This is a genomic window from Haloferula helveola, from assembly GCF_037076345.1.
In the GTDB taxonomy this organism is placed as follows: domain Bacteria; phylum Verrucomicrobiota; class Verrucomicrobiia; order Verrucomicrobiales; family Akkermansiaceae; genus Haloferula; species Haloferula helveola.
In genome coordinates this window covers 1,555,018-1,580,971 of the sequence record NZ_AP024702.1, presented here as the reverse complement: position 1 = coordinate 1,580,971, position 25,954 = coordinate 1,555,018, and the positions used below count along the sequence as shown (strand labels likewise).

At 63.3% G+C, this 25,954-nt stretch carries 29 protein-coding genes and 1 pseudogene; 15 read left to right on the top strand and 15 right to left on the bottom strand.

What is annotated here, in order from left to right; genetic code table 11:
• Nucleotides 1–2: 2 nt before the first annotated feature.
• A complete protein-coding gene (locus HAHE_RS05640) occupies nucleotides 3–2,093 on the bottom strand; it encodes a TonB-dependent receptor (protein ID WP_338689291.1) in 2,091 nt (696 codons plus the stop codon).
• A gap of 57 nt (nucleotides 2,094–2,150) precedes the next feature.
• On the opposite strand from HAHE_RS05640, the gene HAHE_RS05635 reads away from it, so the two are divergent.
• Genes HAHE_RS05635 through HAHE_RS05620 form a run of 4 tightly spaced genes read left to right on the top strand, consistent with a single transcriptional unit; the run spans nucleotide 2,151 to nucleotide 4,536 of the window.
• Nucleotides 2,151–2,330: a hypothetical protein gene (locus HAHE_RS05635; RefSeq protein ID WP_338689289.1), complete on the top strand. Its 180-nt coding sequence runs from the start codon at nucleotides 2,151–2,153 to the stop codon at nucleotides 2,328–2,330.
• Nucleotides 2,327–3,532, top strand: a complete 1,206-nt coding sequence (locus HAHE_RS05630) for a PQQ-binding-like beta-propeller repeat protein (protein ID WP_338689287.1) — start codon at nucleotides 2,327–2,329, stop codon at nucleotides 3,530–3,532. The genes HAHE_RS05635 and HAHE_RS05630 overlap by 4 nt, the downstream gene beginning before the upstream one ends.
• Nucleotides 3,533–3,547: 15 nt before the next feature.
• Nucleotides 3,548–4,117 (top strand): hypothetical protein, encoded by a 570-nt coding sequence (locus HAHE_RS05625; protein WP_338689285.1) that lies wholly within the window; start codon nucleotides 3,548–3,550, stop codon nucleotides 4,115–4,117.
• Nucleotides 4,118–4,170: 53 nt separating this feature from the next.
• Nucleotides 4,171–4,536, top strand: coding sequence for a DUF2237 domain-containing protein (locus tag HAHE_RS05620; protein WP_338689283.1), 366 nt, complete (start codon nucleotides 4,171–4,173; stop codon nucleotides 4,534–4,536).
• A 249-nt stretch (nucleotides 4,537–4,785) separates the two neighbouring features.
• Here HAHE_RS05620 and HAHE_RS05615 read toward each other — a convergent pair whose 3' ends face one another.
• From HAHE_RS05615 to HAHE_RS05605, 3 genes are all read right to left on the bottom strand, one after another.
• Nucleotides 4,786–5,211: a DUF2452 domain-containing protein gene (locus HAHE_RS05615; protein ID WP_338689281.1), complete on the bottom strand. Its 426-nt coding sequence runs from the start codon at nucleotides 5,209–5,211 to the stop codon at nucleotides 4,786–4,788.
• 77 nt (nucleotides 5,212–5,288) lie between these two features.
• Nucleotides 5,289–5,993 (bottom strand): prepilin-type N-terminal cleavage/methylation domain-containing protein, encoded by a 705-nt coding sequence (locus tag HAHE_RS05610; protein ID WP_338689279.1) that lies wholly within the window; start codon nucleotides 5,991–5,993, stop codon nucleotides 5,289–5,291.
• 221 nt (nucleotides 5,994–6,214) lie between these two features.
• Nucleotides 6,215–6,481 carry a GlsB/YeaQ/YmgE family stress response membrane protein gene (locus HAHE_RS05605; RefSeq protein ID WP_338689277.1) on the bottom strand — a complete coding sequence of 89 codons (267 nt, stop codon included), beginning with the start codon at nucleotides 6,479–6,481 and terminating at the stop codon, nucleotides 6,215–6,217.
• Between the two features lie 103 nt (nucleotides 6,482–6,584).
• On the opposite strand from HAHE_RS05605, the gene tilS reads away from it, so the two are divergent.
• On the top strand, nucleotides 6,585–7,532 hold the full coding sequence (gene tilS / locus HAHE_RS05600) for a tRNA lysidine(34) synthetase TilS (protein ID WP_338689276.1): 948 nt from the start codon (nucleotides 6,585–6,587) through the stop codon (nucleotides 7,530–7,532).
• 45 nt (nucleotides 7,533–7,577) lie between these two features.
• A complete protein-coding gene (locus tag HAHE_RS05595) occupies nucleotides 7,578–8,465 on the top strand; it encodes an alpha/beta hydrolase (protein ID WP_338689274.1) in 888 nt (295 codons plus the stop codon).
• 62 nt (nucleotides 8,466–8,527) lie between these two features.
• On the opposite strand, the gene argF is transcribed toward HAHE_RS05595, so the two are convergent.
• From argF to HAHE_RS05570, 5 genes are all read right to left on the bottom strand, one after another.
• Nucleotides 8,528–9,424: an ornithine carbamoyltransferase gene (gene argF / locus HAHE_RS05590; protein WP_338689273.1), complete on the bottom strand. Its 897-nt coding sequence runs from the start codon at nucleotides 9,422–9,424 to the stop codon at nucleotides 8,528–8,530.
• Nucleotides 9,425–9,492: 68 nt separating this feature from the next.
• Nucleotides 9,493–9,867, bottom strand: coding sequence for a four helix bundle protein (locus HAHE_RS05585; protein ID WP_338689272.1), 375 nt, complete (start codon nucleotides 9,865–9,867; stop codon nucleotides 9,493–9,495).
• A gap of 70 nt (nucleotides 9,868–9,937) precedes the next feature.
• Nucleotides 9,938–11,170: an acetylornithine transaminase gene (locus HAHE_RS05580; RefSeq protein WP_338689271.1), complete on the bottom strand. Its 1,233-nt coding sequence runs from the start codon at nucleotides 11,168–11,170 to the stop codon at nucleotides 9,938–9,940.
• A 37-nt stretch (nucleotides 11,171–11,207) separates the two neighbouring features.
• On the bottom strand, nucleotides 11,208–12,104 hold the full coding sequence (locus HAHE_RS05575) for a DMT family transporter (RefSeq protein WP_338689270.1): 897 nt from the start codon (nucleotides 12,102–12,104) through the stop codon (nucleotides 11,208–11,210).
• 352 nt (nucleotides 12,105–12,456) lie between these two features.
• On the bottom strand, nucleotides 12,457–13,374 hold the full coding sequence (locus HAHE_RS05570; protein ID WP_338689269.1) for a MoxR family ATPase: 918 nt from the start codon (nucleotides 13,372–13,374) through the stop codon (nucleotides 12,457–12,459).
• Nucleotides 13,375–13,535: 161 nt separating this feature from the next.
• On the opposite strand from HAHE_RS05570, the gene HAHE_RS05565 reads away from it, so the two are divergent.
• Complete coding sequence (locus HAHE_RS05565; protein ID WP_338689268.1) at nucleotides 13,536–14,405, top strand: PEP-CTERM sorting domain-containing protein; 870 nt, start codon at nucleotides 13,536–13,538, stop codon at nucleotides 14,403–14,405.
• Between the two features lie 7 nt (nucleotides 14,406–14,412).
• Here HAHE_RS05565 and purN read toward each other — a convergent pair whose 3' ends face one another.
• Nucleotides 14,413–14,988 carry a phosphoribosylglycinamide formyltransferase gene (gene purN / locus HAHE_RS05560; protein WP_338689267.1) on the bottom strand — a complete coding sequence of 192 codons (576 nt, stop codon included), beginning with the start codon at nucleotides 14,986–14,988 and terminating at the stop codon, nucleotides 14,413–14,415.
• Nucleotides 14,989–15,119: 131 nt separating this feature from the next.
• On the opposite strand from purN, the gene HAHE_RS05555 reads away from it, so the two are divergent.
• The 5 genes and pseudogenes from HAHE_RS05555 to HAHE_RS05535 form a co-directional block, all read left to right on the top strand.
• Nucleotides 15,120–16,220, top strand: coding sequence for an aminopeptidase (locus HAHE_RS05555; protein WP_338689266.1), 1,101 nt, complete (start codon nucleotides 15,120–15,122; stop codon nucleotides 16,218–16,220).
• A gap of 172 nt (nucleotides 16,221–16,392) precedes the next feature.
• On the top strand, nucleotides 16,393–17,823 hold the full coding sequence (locus HAHE_RS05550) for a hypothetical protein (protein WP_338689265.1): 1,431 nt from the start codon (nucleotides 16,393–16,395) through the stop codon (nucleotides 17,821–17,823).
• Between the two features lie 190 nt (nucleotides 17,824–18,013).
• A complete protein-coding gene (locus HAHE_RS05545; protein WP_338689264.1) occupies nucleotides 18,014–19,435 on the top strand; it encodes a glycoside hydrolase family 10 protein in 1,422 nt (473 codons plus the stop codon).
• A 104-nt stretch (nucleotides 19,436–19,539) separates the two neighbouring features.
• Complete coding sequence (locus HAHE_RS05540) at nucleotides 19,540–19,755, top strand: hypothetical protein (protein ID WP_338689263.1); 216 nt, start codon at nucleotides 19,540–19,542, stop codon at nucleotides 19,753–19,755.
• Nucleotides 19,756–19,819: 64 nt separating this feature from the next.
• Nucleotides 19,820–20,065: pseudogene (locus HAHE_RS05535) on the top strand (CDGSH iron-sulfur domain-containing protein); the annotation flags it as partial.
• A gap of 216 nt (nucleotides 20,066–20,281) precedes the next feature.
• Here the strand turns inward: HAHE_RS05535 and HAHE_RS05530 are convergent.
• From HAHE_RS05530 to HAHE_RS05515, 4 genes are read right to left on the bottom strand one after another with little or no spacing between them, the layout of a single operon-like run.
• Nucleotides 20,282–21,280 (bottom strand): MlaD family protein, encoded by a 999-nt coding sequence (locus HAHE_RS05530; protein ID WP_338689261.1) that lies wholly within the window; start codon nucleotides 21,278–21,280, stop codon nucleotides 20,282–20,284.
• A gap of 40 nt (nucleotides 21,281–21,320) precedes the next feature.
• Complete coding sequence (locus HAHE_RS05525; protein ID WP_338689260.1) at nucleotides 21,321–22,082, bottom strand: ABC transporter ATP-binding protein; 762 nt, start codon at nucleotides 22,080–22,082, stop codon at nucleotides 21,321–21,323.
• Nucleotides 22,083–22,085: 3 nt separating this feature from the next.
• Nucleotides 22,086–23,105, bottom strand: coding sequence for a tRNA-dihydrouridine synthase family protein (locus HAHE_RS05520; RefSeq protein WP_338689259.1), 1,020 nt, complete (start codon nucleotides 23,103–23,105; stop codon nucleotides 22,086–22,088).
• Between the two features lie 44 nt (nucleotides 23,106–23,149).
• Nucleotides 23,150–23,752 (bottom strand): flavin reductase family protein, encoded by a 603-nt coding sequence (locus HAHE_RS05515; protein WP_338689258.1) that lies wholly within the window; start codon nucleotides 23,750–23,752, stop codon nucleotides 23,150–23,152.
• Between the two features lie 104 nt (nucleotides 23,753–23,856).
• Between HAHE_RS05515 and HAHE_RS05510 the strand changes: the two genes are divergently transcribed.
• The 3 genes from HAHE_RS05510 (at nucleotide 23,857) to trxA (ending at nucleotide 25,344) form a co-directional block, all read left to right on the top strand.
• A complete protein-coding gene (locus tag HAHE_RS05510) occupies nucleotides 23,857–24,123 on the top strand; it encodes an RNA-binding protein (protein WP_338689257.1) in 267 nt (88 codons plus the stop codon).
• Between the two features lie 118 nt (nucleotides 24,124–24,241).
• Nucleotides 24,242–24,814: a hypothetical protein gene (locus tag HAHE_RS05505; protein WP_338689256.1), complete on the top strand. Its 573-nt coding sequence runs from the start codon at nucleotides 24,242–24,244 to the stop codon at nucleotides 24,812–24,814.
• Nucleotides 24,811–25,344 (top strand): thioredoxin, encoded by a 534-nt coding sequence (trxA, locus tag HAHE_RS05500; RefSeq protein ID WP_338689254.1) that lies wholly within the window; start codon nucleotides 24,811–24,813, stop codon nucleotides 25,342–25,344. Before HAHE_RS05505 ends, trxA begins: the two co-directional genes overlap by 4 nt.
• Nucleotides 25,345–25,351: 7 nt before the next feature.
• On the opposite strand, the gene HAHE_RS05495 is transcribed toward trxA, so the two are convergent.
• Complete coding sequence (locus HAHE_RS05495) at nucleotides 25,352–25,930, bottom strand: heme-binding protein (RefSeq protein ID WP_338689252.1); 579 nt, start codon at nucleotides 25,928–25,930, stop codon at nucleotides 25,352–25,354.
• Nucleotides 25,931–25,954: the final 24 nt, after the last annotated feature.

Below are 25,954 nucleotides of genomic sequence, written 5' to 3'. Positions count from 1 at the left end.
CCTCAGAAGGTGGTGCTGACGCGGACGCCGAACTGCTGCGGGTCGCCGGGCGAACCGGCGACGATCTGCGGGTTGATGAAGGTGTAGTAGGATTCGTCGAGCAGGTTGGTGCCGTATAGCGCGACCGAGAAGTGCTCGGCCTGGTAGCCGATCTCGGCGTCGCAGGTGACGTAACTGCCCTGGGTGAAGCCCGGGGTGTTGGCGGAGTCGAAGTGCGTGCGGCCGACCAAGCGGGCGGAGGCTCCGAGGTAGAAGCCGCAGGCGAACTGGTAACGGGCGCCGAGGCTGCCGGTATATTCGGGCACGAAGGGCACGGTGTTGCCATTGAACACGGTGCCGGTGTAGGGGTCGCGGAAGGAATCGAACTCGACGTCGGTGTAGCCGAACGAGCCGCGGACGGTCAGGCCGTCAACCGGGGCCCAGGCGGCGTCGAACTCGACACCCGAGGCAGTGACTTCCTCGGCATTCAGGATCACGAAGTCGGTGGAGAACGGCGAGCCTTGGTTGAATTGGTAGTCGTCGATCTGGTCGTAGAACGCCCGCAGGCCGAAGCGCAGGTCGTAGGCCGGGCAGTCGTATTCGAAGCCGATCTCGTTCGACCAGTTGGTCTCGCGGTCGAAGGAAACGAAGCGCGGATCATTGCTGTAGGCGGTGTAGCCGCCCGGCTTGTTGCCGACCGAGGTGCGGTAGAAGAGATCAACCGCGGGAGTGACCGAGTACGTCAGGCCGAGCACCGGCGAGACGAACCACTCGTCCTGCTTGCCGTAGATCGAGGTGACGCCGGGAACCGGTGCGGCGGCGTTCTGGACCCGGGCGATCTCTGACTCGTGGTAGTCGACCCGCAGGCCGGCATCGAGGGTCAGAACATCCGTGATGTCCCACGCGACATTGCCGTAGGCGGCGAGGTTGAGCTTCTCGATTTCGAAGGTGTTGTTCTCGGCGAGGATCGGTACGAAGAAGCCCATCGGGCCGAACGGCGCGATCGTGCTGCGCTGTGTGACGCCGGAGTTTTCGGTCCACATCTGGAACAGCCCGGCCTGCCAGCGGACGGAGTTTTCCTCCGGGGAAGTGAAGCGGATCTCGTTCGAGAAGACGTCCTGCGTCTGGTAAATCGCCGAGGTGGCGTCCACCGGCACCGGGAAACCACCGGTGAAGGCTGGGGACGGTGTGAAACGGTTGGCGAGGTCGAGGTCGACCGTTGAGGGGTTGAGCTCCCAAGTCTGGAAACCGTGGATGGTTTCGAGCGTGCCGGCGGTGAGGTTTTTCCGTGTGTGAAGGGAGATCTGATAGCGCTCAAGGTCGGTGCGGCCGGGCGTGTCGGACGTCACCGTGAACGGATCCGGGGAATCGAGGCGGCTCAGGCGCTGGGAGCCGTCATCGATGTGCTCCGCGAAAAGCCGGAGACGGACTTCAGTGTCGGGGTCCGGTCGCCAGTAGAGGTTGAAGAGCCCGCCGGTCGCCTCGCGGTCGTCGGTCTCGGTGCCGAGCAGCGGGTTGCGGATGAAGCCGTCGCGCTGGTCGTGGAAAAGCTGGACGCTGTAGGCGAAGTTGTCGCCGATCGGGCCGGACGACAGGCCGCGGGCGGCGAAGCGGTTGTAGGAACCGTACTCGACGCCGAGTTCGTGGTGGAGGGTGTCGCCGGGGGCCGCGGTGCGCATTTCCAGCATGCCTGCCGGGGAATTGAGGCCGAAGTAGGGGCCGTGGGGGCCGCGGTGGACGCGAACCTCATCGAGCTTGAGGAGCTCCGAGGGGTACGTGAACGCGTCGGAGAACGGCAGGTCATCGATGGTCATGCCGAGCGCGGCCGGACCGAAGAAGAGCGTGTTGGTCGAGCCGCGCATCGCGACGACCTGGCCGTAGCCGCGGGAATCCGAAGAGACGACGTGGAAGCCGGGGACCAGTCCGGAGAGGTCGGAAAGCGATTCGGTTTGGAAGATGTCGAGCGAGTCGCGGGAGAGCACACTGACAGCGGCCGGGTCGTCATCCACGCGCTCGGCGTCGACGATGGTGGGGGCGAGCGTGTCCTGGGCGAGCAGGGGGGCGGCGAGGGCGGAGGCGACGACGGCGTGGATAGTCGGTTTCGGTGGTTTCATGCTCTAACGAGGGCGGAGTGTGGTGCGGGGATCGGGTCGGTCAACGCTTTGTCGGGCATGACCCGGATTTCGCCGATTCCGCGCAACTTCCGGCTTTCCTATGCGTTCGCTCGGGTTCGTTTCATTCCCAAAGCGATTCATTTCCTGTGTCATCAGGCCGTTCCCGCCCGTTTTGCCGCCGGTGGTTCCGGCTTCGCTTGCGCCGAAGCCGAAGGCGGCTACCCTCTGCGATTATGAAAACTTGCCTCCTTCCGCTCTCTGCCGCGGCGTTCCTGCTGCTTCCCGCCGCCGCTTCTGACTGGCCCCGATACCTAGGTCCCGATGGCGCTGCGAAGGTCGAGGGTGAGCTGGGTGCATCGGTCGAGCCCGAGGTGCTGTGGAAGGCCGACGTCGGCAAGGGATGTTCCGGATTCGTCATCGTCGGGGATCGGGCGATCGTGCCGGGGAACCAAGGGGACAAGGACATCATCTGGTGCTTCGAGGCGTCGACCGGCAAGGTGCTCTGGAAGCACGAGTATCCCGAGGAACTGAATCCCAAGCTTTATGCCGGCGGGCCGAACGTGACACCGACCGTTGTCGGTGACCGCGTCTACACCCTGAGCCGGACCGGCAATCTGTTCTGTCTCTCGCTCACCGACGGCTCGGTGAAATGGCACAAGCACTACCAGACCGACTTCGGCGGTAAGGATCCGTCGTGGGGCTACTCGGCGGCGCCGGTCGTGTGGAACGACTGGCTCTACTGTCTGCCGTGCTCGGGTGACGCGGCGGTGTATGCCCTCGATGCCAAAACCGGCGAGGTGAAGAGCCGCTTCGGCGGCAAGACCAAGCCGGGATACGCCACACCGGTGTTCTTCGAACACAAGGGCAAGAAGGCGATGGGGGCTTTCCACGGCCGCGAGTTCATCGCCTACGACCTCGCGACGGGTGACGAGCTTTTCGACTTCGGCTGGCGGACGTCGTATGATGTGAACGCGAGCAACCCGCAGTATCTCGACGGCAAGCTGTTCCTGGCCTCGGGCTACGGGATGGGCTACGTGGTGGTCGATGTCTCGGGCGCGGAGCCGAAGGTCCTGCACAAGGAAGAGGACACCCGCATGATCTTCCAGAACAGCATTCTCCAAGATGGTGACATCGTCGGGGTGTTCGGCGACAAGAATATCGATGCCGAGCTCATACGCATGGACATGGCGAGCGGCAAGATCCACTGGCGTCAGGGGATGCCGGGAACGCGCGGCAGTTCGCTGATGGTCGGCGACTCGATCGTCGTGTTGGCCGAGACCGGCGACCTTGTGGTCGGCAAGCCGGCGCGTGAGGGCTGGAAGGAAAGCGGCCGGGCCAAAGTGCTCAGCGGCAAGTGCTGGGCTCCGGTCGCCTACGCCAACGGTCGGGTCTTCGCCAAGACCAACGAAGGTCAGGCAGTGTGCGTGAGTGTGAAGTAAGCCGCGGAACTTGAGATGGGCCTGCCTCTCGACATTGAGGAAATCCTGGGGTCCTCCGTCGTCGAGACGGTGAAGCGGGGTCTGCTCGCCATACTCTGCCTTTTCGTAGCCTCGGTGTCGGCAGCCTTCTCCGTGGAAGCGGCGGAGGCGATCATGGATCTGAACCTGCTGGGGATCGATGGCGACCTCGAGTTCTACCTGTTTGCGTGGCTCATCCCGATCCCCGGTCTTTGGGCGGTCATCTACGTTCCGGTGATCCTTTGGGCGGCCTACGTGTTTTTCACCGATGACGAGTCGATCGCGAACCGGTTCATTTTCTTTGCGACCGCCGAGTCGGTGATCATCGTTCTCTCGATCCCCGGTTGGGATCTGGAGCGAGGGGTCGCGCTGATCGTGCTGGGTGGATCGATGATGGCGGTCCGTCACCTGACGCTCATCGTGCGCAACAAACTGCGGGTCCTTTACGAAAGGGATCTGATGGAATTGACGGCCCAGAACCAAGCCCGCCGGGCCGAGCTCAAGCGTCGGTTCGGCACCGATGTGGCGGGCGGGGAGTTCGTCGATGACGAGGATCCGAAAGAGTGAATTTGTAACGGATTTTCCGTTGCGTCGGGATCGACCCCCCGTTTGTTCAGCCCATGGCGAAAAATCTCCTCGGTGGCGAACTGGAGCCCTGTTCGAAAGACCCGATGACCGGGTATTTCCGCGATGGATGTTGTCACACCTCAGCCGAGGATCCGGGGATGCACACGGTATGCGCGGTGATGACTGCCGAGTTTCTAGAGTTCAGCCGGTCCGCGGGGAACGACCTGTCCACGCCTCGTCCGGAATATGGGTTTCCGGGGTTGAATCCGGGCGACCGCTGGTGCGTTTGCCTCAGCCGATGGGCAGAAGCGCTCAAGGCCGGGAAGGCACCACCCGTGGTGCTTGAGGCGACCCACGCGTCGGTAGTCGAGTTCCTCGATATCGAGACCCTGCGCGAAAAGGAGTGGCAGGGAGGCTGACCGGTCAGGCCCAGCCGAGCGTGCGTAGAACGTAGGTCAGCGCACCGCCGAAGGCGATGATCAGGAGGACAATGAAGACCTTGATGCTGAATTCGATCTGCGGACGGGTCATGGCGGGGCGGTGATAGGTGGCGGGACCGGGGAGATCAATATCCAATATCCAGCAAGGAATGATCAATGATCAACGGTCGGCAGCGCGAAGCCGCAGAGAATCCAGACACTGGAAATTGATCATTCCTTGCTGGATATTCAATCCCGCTCGGTCCCGAACAGCTCCTGCGGCTTCACCGACGCCTCGACCACCTGCCATTGGCGGTCGACGTTGAGCCGGACGCTGGCCAAATGCCGCATCGGCCACTCGTCGGGGCCGATCATCGAGAGCGTCCGACGCCCGCGGGTTTCGTAGAGATGGTAGGTCTCGCCGACGACCGGCTCGAACTGGATGTCCGCCTCGTAGACCAGCTTGTTCCAATTGAAGTGGTCGATCGCCTGCAGGTAGGTCTCGCGCAGTTCGACGAGCTTCTGCTGGAGGTCCCGTTCGACTTGGGAAATGCCCCTTGCCTTGAAGGTTGAGAGGTCGGTCGGAACGATCCGGGGGCTCAGGGTCGAGACCGGATACGGCAGGTAGGCGCTGGGATTGGGCTCGTCCGACATTCCGGCATTGGAGTCGGTCACGGAAGCCGCCTCGGCAAACGAAAAAACCGGAAGGCCCGCGGGGAGCCTTCCGGTTGGAATCGGTTGAAACCGGTCAATTACGAACCGCGCTTGCGAGGCGCTGCGAGCATTGGAGTGCTCGCGGTGCCCCACACGGTGTCGTCACCGGTCTGCTGCAGGGTGCGGCCGCCACCGACGGTGACATACTTGTCCTTGTCGCGGATCAGCGGCTGGTCGACCGAAGTGTCGAGCTTCAGGATGACCGCCTTGCCGCCATACGGATCGGGATCGAATTCCCAGTTCGTGCTGGCATCGAGCAGCGGTGCGACGAGCACCGGGCGACCCGGGTTGCCGGCGGTGTTCTGGGCGACATTGCCGGTGAGCATGACGTAGCCGAAGCCGACTTCACCCGCATCGAGAGCCTTGCCGGTGGAGATCACGTTATCGGGCTCACGCGTGTAGGTGGTCTTCGCGTAGAAGATGTCCTCGGACTGGATTCCGTAGGCCACCAACTGACGGAGGTAGTCGTTGGACGAGTCACCGCTGAGGGTCAGGTCGGTGCCGGTGGCATCCGAGACCAACTCGGCGGTGTCGTTGTCCGGGAACGAGCCGAACTCCTGGTCGAACTCGATCAGCGCGAGTGACAGCTGCTTGGCGTTGCTGGTTGCTTGCGTCCGGTCAGCCGCCTTGCGTTGGCGGAGGATCATGGGCGCCGAAAGGCCCGCAAGGGCCGCGATGATAACGATCACCACGAGGAGCTCCACAAGAGTGAAGCCGCGTAGCTGTATGGTTCTGTTTTTCATTTGTTTTCCTTATGTTTCGACCCCGGAGATCCGGAGTCTGGTTTGTATAGACCCCTCAAACCGAACGGCAGAGGGGTTCTGAGAAGCTACTCCGGCCCCACTTCCGCTCAAGGAGAAAGATGGAAGACCGGGGGTAATTTCCACGTATCTGAGGATTCGCCCGAGACGGGTATTTGCCCAGTATTTACGGGGGATCTACGGCGTGCCGGGGTGGCCCGGACTCAGCGCCGGATCCACTTCCAAACGGCCAGTAGAACGATCGAGCCAACGGTGGCTGAAGCGATCGATTTGAGATCGGGAATCCACTCGCCCGGCTCGGCGGGCGGCAGGTAGCCGACGGTCTTGGCGATCCAGCCGCCGACCAAGGCGCCGAGGATCCCGAGAATGGCGGTGACGAGCCAGCCACCCTTTTCTTCCCCGGGAAGGATCCAGCGGGCGATCGCGCCTGCGATCAGTCCGAGCACCAGCCACGCTGCGTAGTGAGCCATCTCTTTTACAATCGGCCAAGTTGCCTCGGATTTCAGCATTATTTGGAGACCGAAGGCAAAAATGGCGCTGGGAGGGTGGCGATGGCCGATCAGTATCGGCGCCATGCCCATCCCGGGAAGTGACTGGCTGCGCACCGCGTCGAAGCGACGGCGCTACTTGGTTGGCGTCTCCGGCGGAGCCGATTCGGTGGCCCTTCTGCATGCCTTGGTCCGATCCGGGTTCACGAAGCTGACGATCTGTCACCTCGATCATCGGTTGAGAGGGCGGGCATCGACGGCCGACGCGCGTTTCGTCGAGCGGCTGGCCCATACGCTGGGAGTCGATTTCGAAGGCGGGCGGGCCGACGTCGGTCGTCAGGCGGAGATGGAAGGGATTTCCATGGAGACGGCTGGCCGCAGAGAGCGCCATGCGTTCTTCGCGGAGTGTTCACGACGCTGGCGCTGCCCGCGGGTGCTGCTGGCACACCATGCCGACGATCAGGCGGAGACGGTGCTATGGAACCTGCTGCGGGGCAGCAGGGGCATGGCGGGTATGACGGCGACGCAGAGAATTTCGATCAATGGCCGGGCGCTTGAGCTCATCCGTCCTTGGTTGTCCGTCCGGCGGAGCGAACTGCGACGCTGGCTTGAGGAGGAAGGACTCAAATGGCGGGAAGATGCTACGAATGCCGAGCCTGTCGCGGCCCGTAATCGGCTGCGGAACGAGGTGCTGCCGCTGCTTTCCGAAATCGCGCGACGCGACGTCGCGGATTCACTGGTCCGGTCGGCGGTGTCGGCTGCCGAACTCCGGGAGATCGAATCGTGGGCGGTGGCCGAGGCGAACGCGCTGGATCCACAGGGTCGCCTGCATGTCGGACGGCTCCGGGAACTGCCGGAGCCGCTTCGCCGGGCGTGCGTCTTCGACTACCTCAGGTCGTGCGAAGTTCCGGATCTCGATCGTTCCGCGGTAGATCGTGTGCTGGGGCTCATGGAACCCGGAGCCGCTGCTCGCGTCGTCCTCAAGGGAGAACGGACCGTCCGCCGCAAGGCAGGCCGGCTCTGGGTGGAATGACGGATGCCCCTGCAAAGAGCGTTGCATGCCCGGCGTAGGACGGGGATGAAGATTCTCCTGTGCTGGCTCGGATTGTTGACAACGGTGGCAATGGCCGAGCCGAAACCACTATGGCCAGGCGAAGCACCGGGCGCCCCGCGCCCACCCGAAGGCACCGAGACCGAGGGCAAGGGAGGTCGGCTTTCCCACATCGAGCAGCCGCAGTATTTCCTCTACCCCGCGCCGGAGGGCAAGCGGACGGGGCAGGCTGTGGTGATCTTTCCAGGCGGTGGCTACACGATCCTTGCCATGAACCACGAAGGTCACGACTACGCGAAGTGGCTGAACGAGCGTGGCATCAGCGCGATGGTGGTGAAGTACCGAGTCAGCGGAAATGATGAGCTTGGCTACCGCTTTCCGGTGCCCTACCTCGATGCCCGCCGGGCGATCCGTATGATGCGGTCGATGGCCGGCGAACTCGGAGTCAAGGAGGTGGGCGTCATGGGGTCCTCGGCCGGCGGGCACCTCGCCAGCGTTTGCGCGACGCGCTTCGGCGATACGTTCGAAGAGGAAACCGGCGATGCCATCGACAAGCTCGACTGCCGGCCCGACTTCGCGATTTTGATCTATCCCGTGATCGCCATGGAGGGCGTCGGGCACAGCGGGTCGCGACGGCGTTTGCTGGGTGAGGAACCGACGCCGGAGATGGTCGAGAAGCTCTCCACCGAGAAGCAGGTCACCGCGCAAACACCCCCCTGTTTCCTACTCAGCACCTTCGACGACGGCGTCGACTGTCGCAACAGCCTGCGCTTCGCCGAGGCCTGCAAGGTTGCCAAGGTGCCGGTGACGCTCCACCTCTTCGAGAAGGGCGGCCACGGCTACGGCATGAATGTCTCCGGCAAGGGCGAGCTCGCCGTGTGGCCTGAGCTCCTCGATGCTTGGCTGAAGCGTTAGGTGGGTAGGGCCGACCGCCCCCGGTCGGCTCCAGCGGACAAGCGAGGGCGCTTGTCCCTACCTTACCCGGCCAGTGCCGCGAGCACCGCCTTCTGCGCGTGGAGTCGGTTCTCGGCCTGCTGGAAAATGGTGTCGGCGTGGGCCTCCAGGGTTTCCTCGGTGATTTCCTTGCCGCGGTAGGCCGGCAGGCAGTGGAGTACGATGTGTCCCGTAGCGGCGTCGGCGAGCAGTTCGTCGTTCACCTGATAGGGGCCGAAGGCGGCTTCCTTCTCGGCCTGGTCTTCCTGTCCCATCGACAGCCACACGTCGGTATTGATGACGTGCGCGCCCGTCACCGCCTCGGCGGGGTGCGCGGTCACCGAGATGTTCGGAGCGTCGATCTTCTCGAGGAATGCCTCGGTCGGCGCGTACTGGAGCGGACAGGCGACGGCGAACTCGAAGCCGAGCTTCTTGGCCGCCCACATCCACGAGATGGTCATGTTGGAAAAGCCGTCGCCAACCCAGGCGATCCGCTTCCCCTCCCAGCCGCCGAGTTTTTCCCGGATGGTCAGGAGATCGGCGAGGATCTGGCACGGGTGCTCGTCGTCGGTCAGCGCGTTGATGGTCGGGATCCCCGAGTAGCGGGAGAAGTCGACGATGTCCTGCTGCGCGTAGGTCCGGATGACCGCGCCGTGGACCATCCGCCCGAGGACGCGGGCGGTGTCGATGATCGGCTCGCCGCGGCCGAGTTGGATGTCGTTCTTGGACAGGAACATCGGCGATCCTCCGAGCTCGCGGATGCCGACTTCGAACGAGACACGGGTCCGGGTGGAGGACTTGGTGAAAATCATGGCCCAGGTCTGGCCGGCGAGCGGTTTCCGGGTGTGTGAGCCGCGTTCGGCCTTGAGCTCGGCTGCAGCGTCGAGCAACCCGATGAGTTCTTCGGCGGAGAGTTCTTCGATGGAAAGGAGATGGTTCATGGTATTTGACGGATTGCGGAGCGCCTTGGTGCTCCTTGCATTGGTGGTGAGTGGTCGGTGGCCGGTGGTCAGCGGTGTTGTTGGCGGCGTTCGAGGGCGTCGATCAATCCGTTCAGGAGCCGACCGACTTCGTTCGTGTGTTCGAGGATCCGATCGTGGACCGAATCGGGAATGTAGTCGTAGCGGAGTGCCAGTGTGACTTGGGTTTCCAATTCGTTGAGGGAGCCCTTCGCGATGCCGAGAAAATGAATGAACTCTCCGGTGGATCTTCGCCCCTGACCTTCGGAGATATTCGACGGAATCGAAGTCGCCGCACGGTTGACCTGCGAAGTGAGGGCAAACATCTCGTGTTTTGGAAAGGACACCGCGATTGGATGAACCTCCGCCGCAAGGTCCATCGCCTTCTGCCAGGCAATCAAGTCACGATAGGATTTGGGTTTCACGGTTACAGCTTCTTCAGTTGATTCTGGCCACCGACCACTGGCCTCTCATCACGAAAGCCGGAGTGACGCTTCAGGCGGTTAGCTCATCCAAGGTCGCGCGCACGATTTCGAGTGCTTCGGAGACTTCGGTTTCGGTGACGTTGAGGGGCGGAAGCAGTCGCAGTGTTTCGGGGCCGGCCGGGGGTGCGAGGAGGCCGTGGGTGATCAGTTCGGCCGACAGATGGATGGCGGGAAGTTTGCCTTCCGGTGTCGTCATCTTCGAGGTGTCGAGGCCGATGCCGATCAGCAGGCCGAGGCCCCGGATGTCGGTGACGAGCGGGTGATTCCACGACTCGACCGTCTCGCGGATCTGGGTGGCCCGGGCACGGACGTTCTCGATGAGGTTCTGCTCCGAGATTTCCCGTAGCACAGCCAGTGAGGCGGCACAGGCGAGCGGACTGCCGCCGTAGGTCGTGCCGTGCGAACCGGGCCCCATCAGCGAGGAGAGCGGCTTTTCGCCGTCGATGGTCCGGTCGGACAGCCAGAAGGCTCCGACCGGAAAACCGCCGCCCATGCCTTTGGCCCACGAGATGCCGTCGGGCTCGAGCTCCGGGGCGATCTCCCGCCAAGCCATCGGATCACCGCAGCGGCCGAAGCCGGCTTGCACCTCGTCCATCAGCAGCAGGAGGTCGTGTTCGCTGCACAGCTCCTTGATGCCCTGCAGGAATTCCGGCGTCGCTACGTTGACGCCACCTTCTCCTTGGACGGGCTCAAGCAGGATGGCGACCGTCTCGGGCCGGGTCGCCGCCCGGAGTGCATCAAGGTCGTTGTAAGGCAGGTGCCGGAAGCCGGTTGGCAGGGGATCGAATCCTTCCTTCACCTTGTCCTGCCCGGTGGCGCTGATGCCGCCGAGAGTCCGGCCGTGGAACGACTTGTTGAAACTAAGGATCTCGTACCTCGGCGAGCCGTCGGGCTGCGGCCGGGCGTGGCCGAACCGTCTGGCGGACTTGATCAGGCCGTCGTTCGACTCGGCACCGGAGTTCGAGAAGAAGACCTTGCCGGGAAGCCTCACGTGGTCCTCGACGATGACGCGTGCGAGTTCCTCCTGCTGCGGGATGTGGTAGAGGTTGCAGCAGTGGATGAGGGTGGCGGCTTGGCTCGAGATGGCCTCGACGAGCACCTTGGGCGAATGCCCGAGGGCGCAGACGGCGATGCCGCTGCAAAAATCGAGGTAGGACTTGCCGGCGTCATCCCACACGCGAGTGCCCTCGCCGCGGACGAGAGTTACGGGGAAGCGGCCGTAGGTCTGGAGAACGTGAGACATGGGAAAGGGGTCGGTTTAGGTAGGGTTGGAGAGGTTTTCAAGTCGCGGGCGAAGATTCCGGGGAAACTCGTCGGGAGCGGGAGGTGATGACCTGCCAGGTTGCGACGAGCGTCAGGGCGGCGCCGCCGATCTCGACCGATGTGAACGTTTCGCCGAAGCACAGGTAGCCCCCGACGGCGGTCAGCAGCGGCAACAGCATCTGGAGCGACGAACCCCGCGCGACCGAGAGGCTGCGGTAGGCGTGGGTCATGGCCAGCTGCGCGACGGCCACGATGATGCCGGCGACGGTCATGAGCAGGAAGGCGCCGGTCGGCAAGCCGAGTGAGGGGCCCGCGGCCGGTCCTGCGGCAAACAGCGCGCTCGCCGCGCACTGCGACGCGTAGATCGTCGAAGTGTGCTCGGTGTGCCGGAGCTGGCGGATCAGGGTGACCACGCCGCCTGCCGCCACGGCTCCAGCCACCGCGAGGAGATCGTATCCGCCGATGGTGAGGTCGAGGCCGCCGCCGAGGAAAATGACGAGGCCTGCGAAGCCGGCCGTCATCCAGAGCCACGCCCGCAGCGGTGGAACTTCCTTCAGGAACGCGGCGGCGAAAAGACTGCCGAAGATCGGGTAGCTGAGGTTGATGATCGCCGCCCGTCCGGCGCCGAGGTGGACGACGGTCAGATAGAACGCGAGGATTCCGAAGCCGCCCAGCAGGCCCCGGAAGATCAACAGGGGCCGGGTGCAGAGGTGCCTAGGTTCGAAGCCCCGTTTCCGGAAGGCGATCCAGACAATGGCCATCCCGACGGCCCCACGGAAAAGCGAGGCGACCCAGCCGTCGGCCGCGGGAACGGCGAGCGAGATGCCCTTGATCAGAAGGGCATTGACGGCAAACAGCACGACCGAGCCGAGCATCAGGCCGATGCTGGTCTTTTCTGTAGGAGTGGCGGTCATCGCGGGTCGGTGGGCGGCGCGAGATCCGGCGGGAAACAAAAAGCCCGGCGGACCTGCGGTGCGCCGGGCGGGTGGACGTCGTTCGGATTCGATCAGGTCACACGCCGGCAGCACCGAGCCAGAGGGCACGGGCGAGAAGTCGGACGATGTGACGGTGTTTGATCAAGGCGGCGGAGAGATAGGGGGAAGTGTGCTCGGGGGCAAGCGCGGAGTGATCGGTCTTTGATTGATGGACCGCGCGAGCCCACTCGCGCCCCGGAGCCTTGGGCGCACGGTGGAGAGATTCCCCGACGCTCTGCAGACCCCGTAAACGGGGAACTACGAACCACTGATCCGGACCGCCGCGGGAAGTTCAGGGAACGGGGGTAGACTCGAGGGCCGCCCGAATGAGGGGCAGCGGATCGGATCCATCGGCCGGCACGAGTCGGTGGCGCAGTACGGCCGAAAAGACCTGTTGAACGTGGTCGGGATGAACCGCCGGGGCGGACTCGAGGAAGGCGGCGGCGCGGGCCGTCTGCATCACGGCGAGCGATGCCCGCACCGATACCATGTGGTCGCTGCCGGACAGGCGGCGCAGGCTTTCGCAAAGCGAGGTTATGTAACCTGCAACCGCCTCGTGCAGCGGAACTTTCCGGACTTCCTCCTGAAGCTTCAGGATGTCTTCCGGATGGAGGAGGGGGTCGGGCTCGCCGTTGCCGTTGATCTCGCCCGAAGCGTGCGCCAGCAGGATCCGCTGTTGGACCTCGGCCGACGGCAACTCCATCCGGATGGACAGCAGGAAGCGGTCGAGCTGCGGTTCGGGTAGCGGGAAGGTTCCGTGGAGATCGCCATCGTTCTGAGTGGCGATGACGATGAACGGCTCGGGCAAGCGACGCGTGACTCCTTCCAGCGTCACCTGGTGCTCGTTCATGCACTCGAGCAAGGCGCTCTGCACCCGCGGCGAGGTCCGGTTGATCTCGTCGGCCAGCAGGCAGTGGGCAAAGACCGGCCCGGGAATGAACTCGAAGTCGCTCCGGTCCATGCGGTAGAGCGAGTAGCCTAACAGATCGGCCGGCAGCAGGTCGGGTGTGAACTGGACCCGCTTGAACGTTCCGCCAATGGAGCCGGCGAGCGTGTGGCCGAGCGAGGTTTTGCCGATGCCGGGAGGGCCTTCGATCAGCACATGACCCCGGGCAAGCAGGGCCGTGAGCAGCAGTGCCGCCGCCTCCTCCGATCCGAGCACGGTGGCCGTCAGGCGGGAGCGGAGGGTTTCAAGAACGGGACGATCCATGGGCGATGCCCATTCATCCGGACTGGATTGCATTTTGCCAAGAACGGAAAGGCCCAACGCCGCCGTCATAAAGATGTCACGATTATTAAATTCCCTAAACTTTGGCATCTGCTATGCAGCTCCGTGTCAGCCGCTCGCGGCTGATTTCTCTCCCGCCCGTAATGATGTTAGATTCCGTAAGCATTTCGACCGCCCGAGGTAGGGCGCTGGCAATGGCCTTGGTCGTGGTCAGTGGGTTCGTATCCGGCCGGGCCGATTCGGCGGTGCTGAATTTCACCAACACGACCGTCAACGGGATCGGCCAGTCGACGGTGACCGTGCAGTCGACGACCTACGTCGCAGGGACGATCAACAACGCGATTTTCCGCCGTCCGATCAGCTCCGACGACAGCAAGTCGGGATCCGGGGGCTTCCGGGACCTTTACACGGTCGACAGCAACTCCGGAGCCGAAAGCGGCTACAACCGGGACGGCGTGATGGACTCGAAGGCCGCGAACGGCTTCTTCCCCGAAATCACCGTTGGAGACCTGGTCGCGGATTCGACCGGCTTGGCCTACGTGTTCGCGATCGATACCAACGAGGCTGGCAATGCCACCGACAAGTTCATCTCGCTCGATGACTTCCGGATCTATGTCGGCGGTCCGACAGCGCCATCGCCGCTCCCGCAGGATTTCGCCGGGGTCGACAGCCAGCTCGGCGTCAACGTGTATGCGATGAACGAAACGGGTCAGGACAACCATGTCCTGCTCGACTACTCGCTCTACTCCGGAAGCGGTCAGATGGACCTGTTCGTGATCGTTCCGAAGGTGTTCTTCGACGGCTTCGCTCTCGACTCACAGGTCTACATCTACACCGAGTTCGGCAGCTACGGTGATGCTCCGGGATTCGATCCGTCTGCGGGACCGGAGCAGGTGTCCCTTGCCAAAGTCGACTCGCCGCCGGTGAATCCGTTTTTGACGCCGATTCCCGAGCCCTCCTCGCTGGTACTGCTGCTCGCCGGTGGCGCGCTGTTGTTCCGCCGCCGTCGCTGAGCCCGGTTCAGTTGATGCCTGCGGCGAAGATCCGGATCGCCTCGGGGTAGAGCCGGTGTTCTTGTTCCTGGATCCGGGCATGGAGCGATTCGGGAGTATCGCCGGGTTGGACCGGCACCTTGGCCCGCAGGATGGTGGGTCCGGTGTCCATGCCGGCATCGACTTGGTGCACCGTGCATCCGGTCTCAGGGACGCCTGCCTCCAAGGCCTGTTTCCACGCCTCGAGCCCGGGAAATGCCGGGAGCAAAGAAGGGTGGATGTTCAGGATTCGGCCGGGAAACGCGTCGAGTAGCGGTTGCTTCACCAGTCGCATGAAGCCTGCCAGGCAGACGAGGTCGACGCCTGCTTCGCGAAGTGCGGCGGCCGTTTCGGCCTGGGCCTCGTCGGGAAACTTGCTGCGGAAACCCCGGCAGTCGATCAGTCCGGTGGCGATGGCCCGGTTCTTTGCCCGTTCGAGAATGTAGGCGTCCGGATTGTCGGACAGCACGAGTGCGATCTCGGCGTCGAGATGGCCGGCATCGATCGCGTCGAGGATCGCCTGCATGTTGGAGCCGGAACCGGAGCCGAGGATGCCGAGTCGCATGGGCCGGAGCCTGAAACCTCAAACCTCAAACTCCAAACTTCAATTTCACGAAGGGATCCGAATTTGCCGTGGTAGCCCTGAGCGAAGCATTCGGATTTGAAGTTTGGAGTTTCAAGTTTCAGCTTCGGCCCATGCATGATCCGCGTGTCGACGAGCTGGCGAAGCAACTGGTGGGATATTCGACGTCCCTGAAGCGGGGCGAGAAGATCCTCATCGACCTCTATGACGTGCCGGATTCGATCGGCATCGCGCTGATCCGGGCCGCGCGGAAGAAAGGCGGCGTGCCGCTCCTCCGGGTGAACCAGTCGCGGCTGACCCGCGAAATGCTGTACGGCGCCAGCGACGACCAATACAAGCTCGTCTCGAAGCACCTGATGGCCGAGATGAAGGATGTGGATGCCTATATTGCGGTTCGGGGCAGCCACAACATTGCCGAGAGCAGCGATGTGCCCGCGGCCAGCATGAAACTCGCGATGAAGCACCTGCGGCCGGTACTCGACCGCCGGGTGAAGAAGACCAAGTGGTGCGTGCTGCGCTGGCCGACGCCGTCGATGGCCCAGCAGGCCGGCATGAGCACCGAGGCCTTCGAGGATTTCTACTTCCGCGTCTGCCTGGTAAACTACAAGTCGTTGGTTCCGGCTGCCAACGCTCTGAAGCGCCTGATGGACAAAACCGACCTGGTCGAAATCAAGGGCCCGGGCACCGACCTGCGCTTTTCGATCAAGGACATTCCTGCGGTCGCCAGCGCGGGCAACTGCAACATCCCGGACGGAGAGGTCTTCACGTCGCCGGTCAAGGACAGCGTCGAGGGCGTGCTCAGCTACAATGCGCCGACCATTTACCAAGGCATCCCGTTCGACTCGGTGAAGCTCACTTTCGAGAAGGGCAAGATCGTCAAGGCCGAGTCGCCGGGCAAGAACCGGGAGATCAACAAGATCCTCGATAGCGACAAGGGCGCCCGCTACATCGGCGAGTTCGCGCTCGGCTACAACAACGAGATCCACCATCCGATGCGTGACATCCTGTTCGACGAGAAGATCGGCGGCTCGTTCCACTTCACCCCGGGCCAGGCGTACGAGGAGGCCGACAACGGCAACCGCTCGCAGGTCCACTGGGACATGGTGTGTATCCAGCGCAAGGACTACGGCGGCGGAGAGATCCGCTTCGACGGGAAACTCGTCCGCAAGGACGGCGTGTTCCTGCCGAAGGCGCTGGCGAAGCTGAATCCCTAGCCGGCCCGCGGTCGGGAACTTGCGCAGGTGAGGTCGGACCGCGCGGCGCTGCCGCGCCCTGTGAGGCCGGTCCCGTGGATGCGCGGCAGCGCCGCGCGGTCCTTCCGATGGGGCTTGTTTCTACCTTTCGCGCAAGCTTGCCGGTCACTCGCAGGTCGAGCAAGGTAGTCGGGTGAAGAAGGTGTTGGTTCTGCTTTTCGCGCTCGGTGTGTCGGCGTCCGCCGACGAAACGGTAGCGTGGCGGGTGCCTGTGGATCGGGTTGTTGATGGTGGAGTGAACAACTTTCGGGTGACGCGTCTCGAGAAACCGCCGGGGGAGTCGGTCTTTTTCAAGAAGGGCGACGAACTGTGGGACCTTTCGGAAGCGATCGAAGTCTGGGTTGAGAGCATTTGGGATCCGGGTGATTTCATCGACGATCCGTTCGCGCCGGTGGAGGACCCATTCACGCCCTCACCGCCGAAAAAGAAAATCGAGACCCGGGGATTCGAGGGGGGCTTTGTGGTTTGGAACGCGACTTCGGAGATGGTCATCGTACGGGGCGATCCGCTGCAGCAGTCGTTTGTGGAGCAGGTGGTTGGGATTGAGGAACTCGCCCGCAACCTGAATTTGGCGATTGATGTCCGGAGTGGTGACCAGAAGCCGAAGATTCTCTCGATTACGTGTCGTTCAGGCGAGACGGCGACGGCGAAGGCGCCCGGGATGGCAATCGAAGTCCGACCGAGCCTTTCGTGGGATATGGATTGGGGCGATGTGGCGATGGCCCTTGATGTCGGGGATGAAGAGAACTCGTATTCGATCAATGCGGCGGTTACGGTGAAGCGCGGAGAGCGGCGTCGCTTTGCCCGCTGGACCGAGGACGGTTTATACCATGAAGCGGGCGTCACCTTTGGGGTGGTCATGGCTTGGGGTGTTCCACTGGATGAGGTGCGATTGGTGGAGGGGGATCAAGGAGTGACTCCGTTGGATCGGGTGCACAAGTGGGACCTCAACGGCTACAAGGTTGGGAAAAATCTTTCGGTTCGGGTCTTTGCGGTGCCTCCGGATTTCCTCCTCCGCATCGGCATGCCGGATGGGGAGTTGCGACCGTTGGTGATTCCGGAGGAGTTGAGGAAGTTGATTCCGGTCGGCTTGATCGACGCCTCACCCGCGCTGAAGAGCAACGGAGTAAAATTCGAGATGCCTCTGGCAGTCGCGGGCTTCGATCCGAGGTCGGCAGTGCTCGTCGTCGTCAATGATCCGGTTAATCTTGATCTGGTGGAGCAGATAGCACCGCAGGACACCTGTGGAGGTCCGAAACTTGCGGAGCTGACCTTTGAGTTGGAAGGCTGGCTCGCTTCGCTGGCGGTCAGATCCGGGGAGAAATCGACCCTTGCCCGGTATTCGGGAGGCAAGGAGGAAAAGTTGCTCGAGGTCGCACCTAACATCGGATCGAATGAGGTGGTCGTCGATGCGAACTTCCGGGTGCGTTTGCCGGACGACTCGGCCGCATTAAATTCCGCGGTCACGCTCTTCAGCGGGCGGCCCATGAGGATTGGCGGGAAGGATGGGGAGGAGATGACCCTGACCGCAGAGGTCATCCCGGTTGGAGATCACGGTCACTGAACGGGTCCGGTTGGAGCGCCGATTATGAAATCGGCATCCGCGCAACGTCCGGACGTTGCTCGTGGATGGGTTTTGTTCGGCTCGCGCGCCATTACTGCCCTGGGCTCCGCAGCCGATTTCATAATCGGCGCTCCATGGTCTCCCCACTTGCGCCGGAGGCATTTTGGGGGCAGGGAGGGATATGCGATTGGTGCTGCTTTTCCTCGCCCTCGTTTCGGCCGCGTTCGGGCAATCGTATCGGCCTTCGGGTGAGAAGCCTCCGATGCCGGCGCGGGAGTTCCGCGGGGCATGGGTGGCGGTGGTGCACAATATCGATTGGCCGAGCACGAAAGGCCTGAGCGCGTCGTCGCAGCGCGCGGAGATGATCGCGATCCTCGACCGGATGGCGTCGCTCAACATGAACGCGGTGATGTTCCAGGTGCGGCCCCATTGCGATGCGGTCTATTCGTCGTCGAAGGAGCCGTGGAGCCACTGGCTGACCGGCACGCCGGGCAAGTCGCCGGGCTATGACCCGCTGAAGTTCTGCATCGACGAAGCACACAAGCGGGGCATCGAGGTCCACGCTTGGTTCAACCCCTTCCGCGCGCTTTCGAATGCCAGTCACCCGGTGAGCCGGACCCACGTGACGAAGGTTTCGCCGCAGATCACCAAACGCTACGGCAATCTGGTGTGGTGTGATCCTGCGGCCGGCGAGACGCGGCAGCGGGCGCTCGGTGCGATCCTCGATGTGGTGCGGCGCTACGACGTCGATGGCGTGCATCTCGACGACTATTTCTATCCCTACCCGGAGGGTGGACGGGAGTTTCCCGACGGTCGCGATCCGGCGCAGCGGCGGGCCATCGTCGATGGCTTCGTGAAGGACTTTTATTCGCAAACGAAGGCAGCGAAGCCGTGGGTGCGTGTCGGGATTTCGCCCTTCGGAATCTGGCGCCCTGGGGTGCCGAGCGGGATCGAGGCGGGACTGGATGCTTACGAACAGCTCGGGGCCGACGCCCGGAAGTGGCTGGCCAACGGCTGGGTCGACTACCTTGCGCCGCAGCTCTACTGGCGCGACCAACCCCGTAAGCAGAGTTTTTCGGCGCTCCTCGACTGGTGGCGGCAGCAGGGCAGCCGTCCGGTCTGGCCGGGCATCGCGACCTCGCGCATCGGCAGCTCGGAAGATCCGGGTCGACCGGCGGGCGAAATCATCAAGCAGGTCGGTCTGAGCCGCTCGATCGGCCGGAACTACGTCGGGCACATCCACTGGAGCGTGAAGGGGCTGATGCAGAACCGCGGCGGGGTCTGCGGAATGCTGGAGAAGGGCGCCTATTCCGAGCCCGCCTTGGTCCCACCGATGCCGTGGCTGGGCAAGCGGCCGGTCGCGCTGCCGCGGGTCGAGGCACGGGGAGAGGACGGACAACTGCGGGTCGGGTGGCGTCGCGGGGACGCGAATACCCACCAGTTGGCACTGATGGGACGCTGGGGGAGCAAGTGGCACATGATCGAGGTGCTGCCTTCCGGGAGGACGGATGCGATGATTCCGGTCGGGGAGCGCGGATTGCCTGCGGCGGTTTCCGCGAGCGCGGTCGATCGGTTCGGAAATCTGAGCGGACCGGTGGTGCTGGCCCAGTAGAGGGTGGCGGTGATTGGCCCGGAAAGTGCTTTACAATGCCGAAGGAGTCGGGCGATGGTCCGGCCGTCCCGCCTAACGGCTGTCCGGAGTGACCGCCGAAAGTGATGATGAAAGTTCGGCTTTTTGTGACCGGTTCGGCAGCCCTTTTGGCCACGTGGTTGGGGGTGACTTATGTGCGCGAGGTTCCTCAGGAGAACTATCCGCAGCTTGGAAAAGGATCGCTCCCGCTGTCGGCCGAGGCGACTCCGGAGGCCGAGGAGCTCGAGCCGCTGATCTCTCTGGAGGGTGAAGTTGCCCCCGAGGTCGCGGTGGCCGAGTAGGGCGCGTTCCGCTCGCTTCCAATTGCGCGCTCGCCAGTGAGCGGCTGGTTCCGTTAGTCTCGCCGCTATGGCTGAGGAACCGATTGTCTGCGATACCAAACCGCTTGGGCTGGAAGTCGAACCCGGCACCTATTTCTGGTGCTCCTGCGGCAGATCCTCGAGTCAGCCGTACTGCGACGGCAGCCACAAGGGGACCGGCTTGCAGCCGGTGAAGTTCGAGGTCGCCGAGAAGACGACCGTCTGGTGGTGCATGTGCAAGAAGACCGGCAACCCGCCGCTGTGTGACGGAAGTCACAAGAAGCTTGGGTGAGAGCGGATTTCCATGCCGATGGCGCTGACTTGTGGGAAGTCGAGGCCGAATGCCACCTGCGGCAGACCTTTGATCGGCGGGTGGACCGCTGGTGTCGGATCCGGAGCGTTCCCGGCCATCTCCGGGTCGCGTGGGTGAAGTCTCGAGTGCTCCGGAAGGCGAGGCGCGGAGTGCGCGGACTTCTCTACGGTGTGGATTTGACGAAACCGAACCTGATCACCTCCGCCGTGAACGGAACCGGGTCCGGGGATCGTCCTCCGGTTCGTCGGTATCGCGGTAGCGGAGAATGCCGTCACGCTTGAGGTTGCGGATGAAGGTCTTGGCGTCGTCGGACACCTCCTCGTCGTAGGCCAGGGTGCCGAGCAGGCCCTTTCCCTCTTCGACCCGCTCCAGTGTTTCCGCAGCCTGGTCGGCAGCCTGCGAAAGGGAGGCAATCGCTCGGGGCACATCCTTGAGTGCGGGCTCGAGTTCCTCGATCCGCGCGGTCGCCTCGGCGAAGGTCTCGTTCGCTCCTTCGGCGGCTTTCTCGACACTGGCGATCGCGCGACGGGCGTCATCGATGGTCGGTCCGAGTCCTTCGCTTGCTTTGTCGAGGTTGGCGAGGGTCGAGCCGATATGGTCGAGGTTCTCCTGCGAGAGGATTTCGGTGTTCACCGATTTGAGCGTGACCTTCAACTCCTGGGTGACGTCGCGGATATCGCCAATGGCGCCATCGATGCTTTTCATCGTGTCCTTGGCCTCGCTGAGCAGCAGTCGCGCGTCACGCGACATGGCCTCGGCATTGTTCTGGATCGCGTCGAGACCGGATGGCCCGCCACCGACGATGAGGCTGCCGGCTTCGATCATCTCGCCGCTCGGTTCGGCGGGGGGTGTGATGACGATCAACTTGTCACCGAGAATCGAAGCGGAAGCGATCTGGAACGCGGAGCCTTCGGGGATCCGGATGCGTTCGTCGATGTCGAGGCGGACCTCCACCTTGACCTTCTCGTTGAGCATCGGGGTCGCGCCGACTTTGCCGATGCGGGCACCACCCATCCGAACTTCTGACCCCTTGATCACGCCGGCGGCGTCATCGAATACGACGGTCAGCGAATACTTCCCGACGAACCGGTCGCCGAAGCGTCCGAAGAGTACGATGAGCCCGCCCAGCAGCACGAGGCCGATGAAGATGAAGAGCCCGACCAGGGTCGCGGTCTTTGGATTCGACTCCGACATTCCTGGCAGATGATGCGACGGGTGGCGGCCGGACGCAAGGTCAGGCGCTCTCGTCCCACGGATCGCCCGAGTCGCCATCGACAAAGGCGCGGAGCTCCGGATCGGTCGTCTGGCGCAGTTCCTTCGGGGTGCCGAGCCAGTAGATCAGTCCGTCCTTCAGAAAGGCGATCCGGTCCGCGATGTGGAACACCGAGCGCATTTCGTGGGTGATCACGATGTTGGTCATCCCGTAGTCCCGCTGCAGGCGCTTGATCATGTGGTCGATCGTGTCCGCCGTGACCGGGTCGAGTCCGGCATGTGGTTCGTCGTAAAGGACGCAGGCGGGCCGGTCGACGACCGCGCGGGCGAGCGCGACGCGTTTGCGCATGCCGCCGGAAAGGCTGGCGGGCATTTTCGATTCCTCGCCGGCGAGCCGGACGATTTCGAGGGCATCGGCAACCCGCTTGGCGATTTCGGCCTCATCGCGGACGCCCGCCTCGCGCAGCGGGAAGGCGACGTTTTCGCCGACGCTCATGAAGTCGAACAGGGCGCCTCCCTGAAACATGATTCCGACCTTGCGGCGGATCGGGGTCAGCTCCCGTTCGTTCATGCAGGAAATCTCGGTGTCCTCGACATGCACCGTGCCTTCGGTCGGACAAAGGAGTCCCGGGAGATGCTTCAGCAGAACCGATTTGCCCGCCCCCGAGCCGCCTAACAGCACCAGCGTCTCGCCACGGTGGACGTCGAGGTCGATGCCCCGCAGCACATGCTGGCTGCCGAATCGCTGGTGCAGGTCGCGGACGCGGATGAAGGGATCGCTCATCGCTCAAGGCGAGCTTGGGGAAGGGAGCGGCGGTTGGGAAGCGCCACTCTTTAGCTCGGAGAAGCCGCAGAAGAGGCGGGAGTTCTCGTTGGGGCGTGGCGGCATCGGCTCGTCGTGATCAAGGAAGGCGTCGCAGATCGAGTGGAACTCTTCCGGCTGCTTGGCGCGGCGCAGACGATACTCGAACTCGGGATCGTGGCCTTGGGTCACGTAGACCATCGTCTTCTTCATCCGCTGCACGTGCAGATGAGGCTCGAAGCCGGAGGTATCCCGAGCGATCTCCTCGTAGAGCGTGCGCACGTATCCAAGCAGGTCACGGCAGGTCGGAGCGGGTACCGGGTCTCCGGAAAAGCCGGCGCGCAGTTGGTCAAACAGCCACGGATTGCGGATCGCTCCGCGACCGATCATCAGGCCGGCGGCCGCGGTCTGTTCATGGTAGGCGAGACCGGTCGGCACATCGATCACGTTGCCGTTGGCGATCACCGGGCACGGCATCGTCTCGACGGCCTCGCGGATACGTTCGGGGTGAACCGGGGTCTGGTAGCGTTCGACGACCGTGCGTCCGTGAATCGCCAGGGCATCGATCGAGTGCCGACGGAAGACATCGAGCAGGGCAGGAAACTCGTCGGGCGAGTCGTAGCCGACCCGGGTTTTCACCGTAAACCGCGTCGGGATGGCATCACGCAGCGCGCCGAGGATGCGGTCGACCTTCGGCAAATTCCTCAGCAGACCACCGCCGGCTTCCTTTTTGCAGACCACCGGAGCGGGGCAGCCGAGGTTGAGATCGATCCCGGCCACCGGGTGGCGCAGGAGTTCTTTCGCGGTTCGCACGAGGGCCTCGATGTCTTGCCCGATCATTTGGGCGAACACCGGCCGCCCGGTCGGATTCTCATCGATCGAGCGGAGGATCCATGGATCAGGCACGGAGACCTCGTGAACCCGGAAGTACTCGGTCACGTAGACGTCGGCCCCGCCGTAGCGCGACAGCACGCGCATGAACGTGAGATCGGTCACGTCCTGCATTGGGGCCAGATAGAGGGCCGGCCGGTCCGTTGGAAGGAGGTCGATCAATCGGGTCGGGGCATTTCGAACAATTGGTCGGTGCGGCAGTACCAGTCCGGCGAAGCCATGCGGCCGACCGGGGTGTGGCCCTGCTGGGAAATGTGGAGCGTTTCCGGGTCGATCAATTCGTCCCGCACGTGCGCGAGGTGGACGATTCCGAGGACGATCCGGTTCTTGCCGATCCTCTGGACCGAGTGGACCCGACACTCGAGGGCGGCCGGGGCCGCGGCCACGCGTGGCGGACCGACGACCGAGGCTGCGGCCATTTCGACACCGGCAGCCCCGGCTTCGCTCTCGCCCGGCGGCAGGCTTGCGGAAGTCCGGACCATCGCGTCGGCCAGCTCGGGGGAGACCAGGTTGACGACGAACTCGCCGGTTTTCTCAGCATTGCGGGCGGAGTCCTTGGGGGAGCCGTCGGGGCGGTCTCCCGGCGCGAAAATCACCAAAGGTGGCTTCGAGCCGAAGACGTTGAAGAACGAAAACGGAGCCAGATTCACCGAATCGTCGTCATTCAGCGTGCTGACCCAGGCGATCGGGCGGGGCGTCACCAGGCTGGCCAGGATTGGGTAGGCGCGGCTGGCGTGTTGGCCCAAAAGATCAAGTTCCATGGGGGAAGCGTGGCGGTTGCGGCCCGGTCGCGCAAGGGAGGGAAGACCCTTGAAAACCAGTGTTTAGGGTGCTTTTGGTGACACGGAGGGGACTCAGAGGCGGCTTGACTTTCAAAATTGCCGGGGGATCCTCCGGACAGATTCCATGGAAAGGAGGAAAGGTGCATAATAACGACCTGCTGCACACGGAGAAGATTCTGGCGGATCGGAAGACGTTCTTTCTCGATCTGAAGGAAAACGCCCGGGGCAAGGTGGTGAAAATTACCGAGGATGTCAGTGGCAATCGGGACACGATCATGGTTCCAGCCGAGATTCTCGGAGATTTCATCGCGGCGCTCAGCGATATCAAGGCGACCGCCGACGGCGAGTAAGCATTTCCGTCACTCGACGGCCCCCACACGGGTCGAAGACGACAGGGCAATTGCTGTTAGTTAGGAAAGGTGAAACAAATCTTTCCCAAGCGGCCGGGCTTGGTATGTTCCTGGCGAGGTGAACGACGAAATCCGTGCTGCTTGGATCACGCGTCTGGTGACGCTGCTTGTTCTCGGCGGTGCGATCGTCGCGGGGTTTTCGATCGATTTTTCCAAGCTGTGGAAAAAGGACGCGGGCTCGGCCGAGCTGAATGCCCGCACCTTTGAGGAGGTCATCGCGGCCGAGAACCAGCTGGTCGTTGTCAACATGATGGTCGACGGCGACCCGAACACGGCCGCGCTCAAGGCGATCCTCGCTGACATTGAGAAGGAGCAGGTGTTCGGCAATCAGGTCGGTTTTGCGGAACTGGTGGTAGCGAGTCGACCGGAGCTGTCGGACGCCCAGCAGGTCGAAACCAAGAACTTCTCCGGGCAACTCAATTTCTACGCTGCGGGCCGCCGCTTGGGGACGATGAAGGGCCCCGCCAACCGACAGCAGGTCGAGGAGACCATCCAACGCTATCTCGCCGGCTTGGTGAAGCGCTTCGGCAAAGGCTGGCGACCGCCCGTCGAGGGGATGAGCCGGGCCGCCGACGAGTCGGGCATCCTCAAAGTCCGCCCTGCGGATCCGTCGCCCCATCCATCTCCATGAGAATTCCGCTATTGCTATTCGGGTTGGTCGCCTTCGCGACCAGTGGTTGTGAGAAGGTGCTGGAGGCTCTGAAGTCAGAGAGCTCGACCGGCACCGCGCAAGGAACCGGCGATGCGGATTTTGATCAGCAGATATCCCAGTCGGGCCAAGTGGTGGTGGTCGACTTCTACGCCGACTGGTGCGGACCTTGCCGCTCCCTCGGTCCGAAGCTCGAGCGCATCAGCCATTCACTGGGAGGAAAGGTCTCGCTGGTGAAGGTCAACATCGACGAGAAGAAGGCGCTCGCTTCGTCCCTCAATGTCAGCTCGATCCCCGATGTCCGAATGTACATCGATGGCGAGGAGGTTGACCGCTTCGTCGGCGACATGCCGGAAGCGGCGGTCCGTCAGAAGATCGAAGCCCAGGCGTCCAAGGTGACCGGCGTCGCCGGCGTCACCGAGCCGGGCGCCGAGACACCCGGCGAGGAAAAGGCTCCCATCATCGAGCCGATGGAGAAGGACTGGCTGCCTCCGGGAATGGAAAAGAAGTGACCGCGGGTCACTCGATGAGTGCTTGCAGCTCCCAAGTTCGCTCGTCGCGCGGGGTGCCGGGACCATTGTAACCGAGCAGGCGGAAGCCTTCGGGTTCGAGATCCCTCTTCTCCAGCTCGGCCTCCAACTGGGTGCGGGCTTCCGCGATCAGCTTTTTCGAATCGTCGCCCTGCCAAGCGTAGCTCAGCGCCTTGGTGGCGGCCACGTCCCGGACTTCGACTTTCACGCCGTCCTTGCCCGGCGCTCCGACCTTTCCGTTTTGGTAGAGGAAGGCCATGCCGGCGCGGCTGAGTTTCTCGTCGTTCTCCTCCATCGGCATCTCGACCGGTGCCGTCATCGGGATGTTGTTCTTCTTGATGTGGAGGAAAAGCGTCCAGAATGAGCTCGTCTCCCCCTTGCCATCGGTGAAGGCGGCGCGGTACGCCGGATAGGTTTTCTCGCTGACCTCGTTGTAAGGTCCCGGCTCCGGCCAATCGACCGGAAGGGGAGCCTCGTCGACGTACTGCGGCTTCTCGATCTGTTTGTCCTCAGCCTGCAAATTGCAGGCGGCCATCAGGGCGAAGAGGGGAAAGAATTTCTTTTTCACCCCGGCAAGGGACCGAGGAAAACC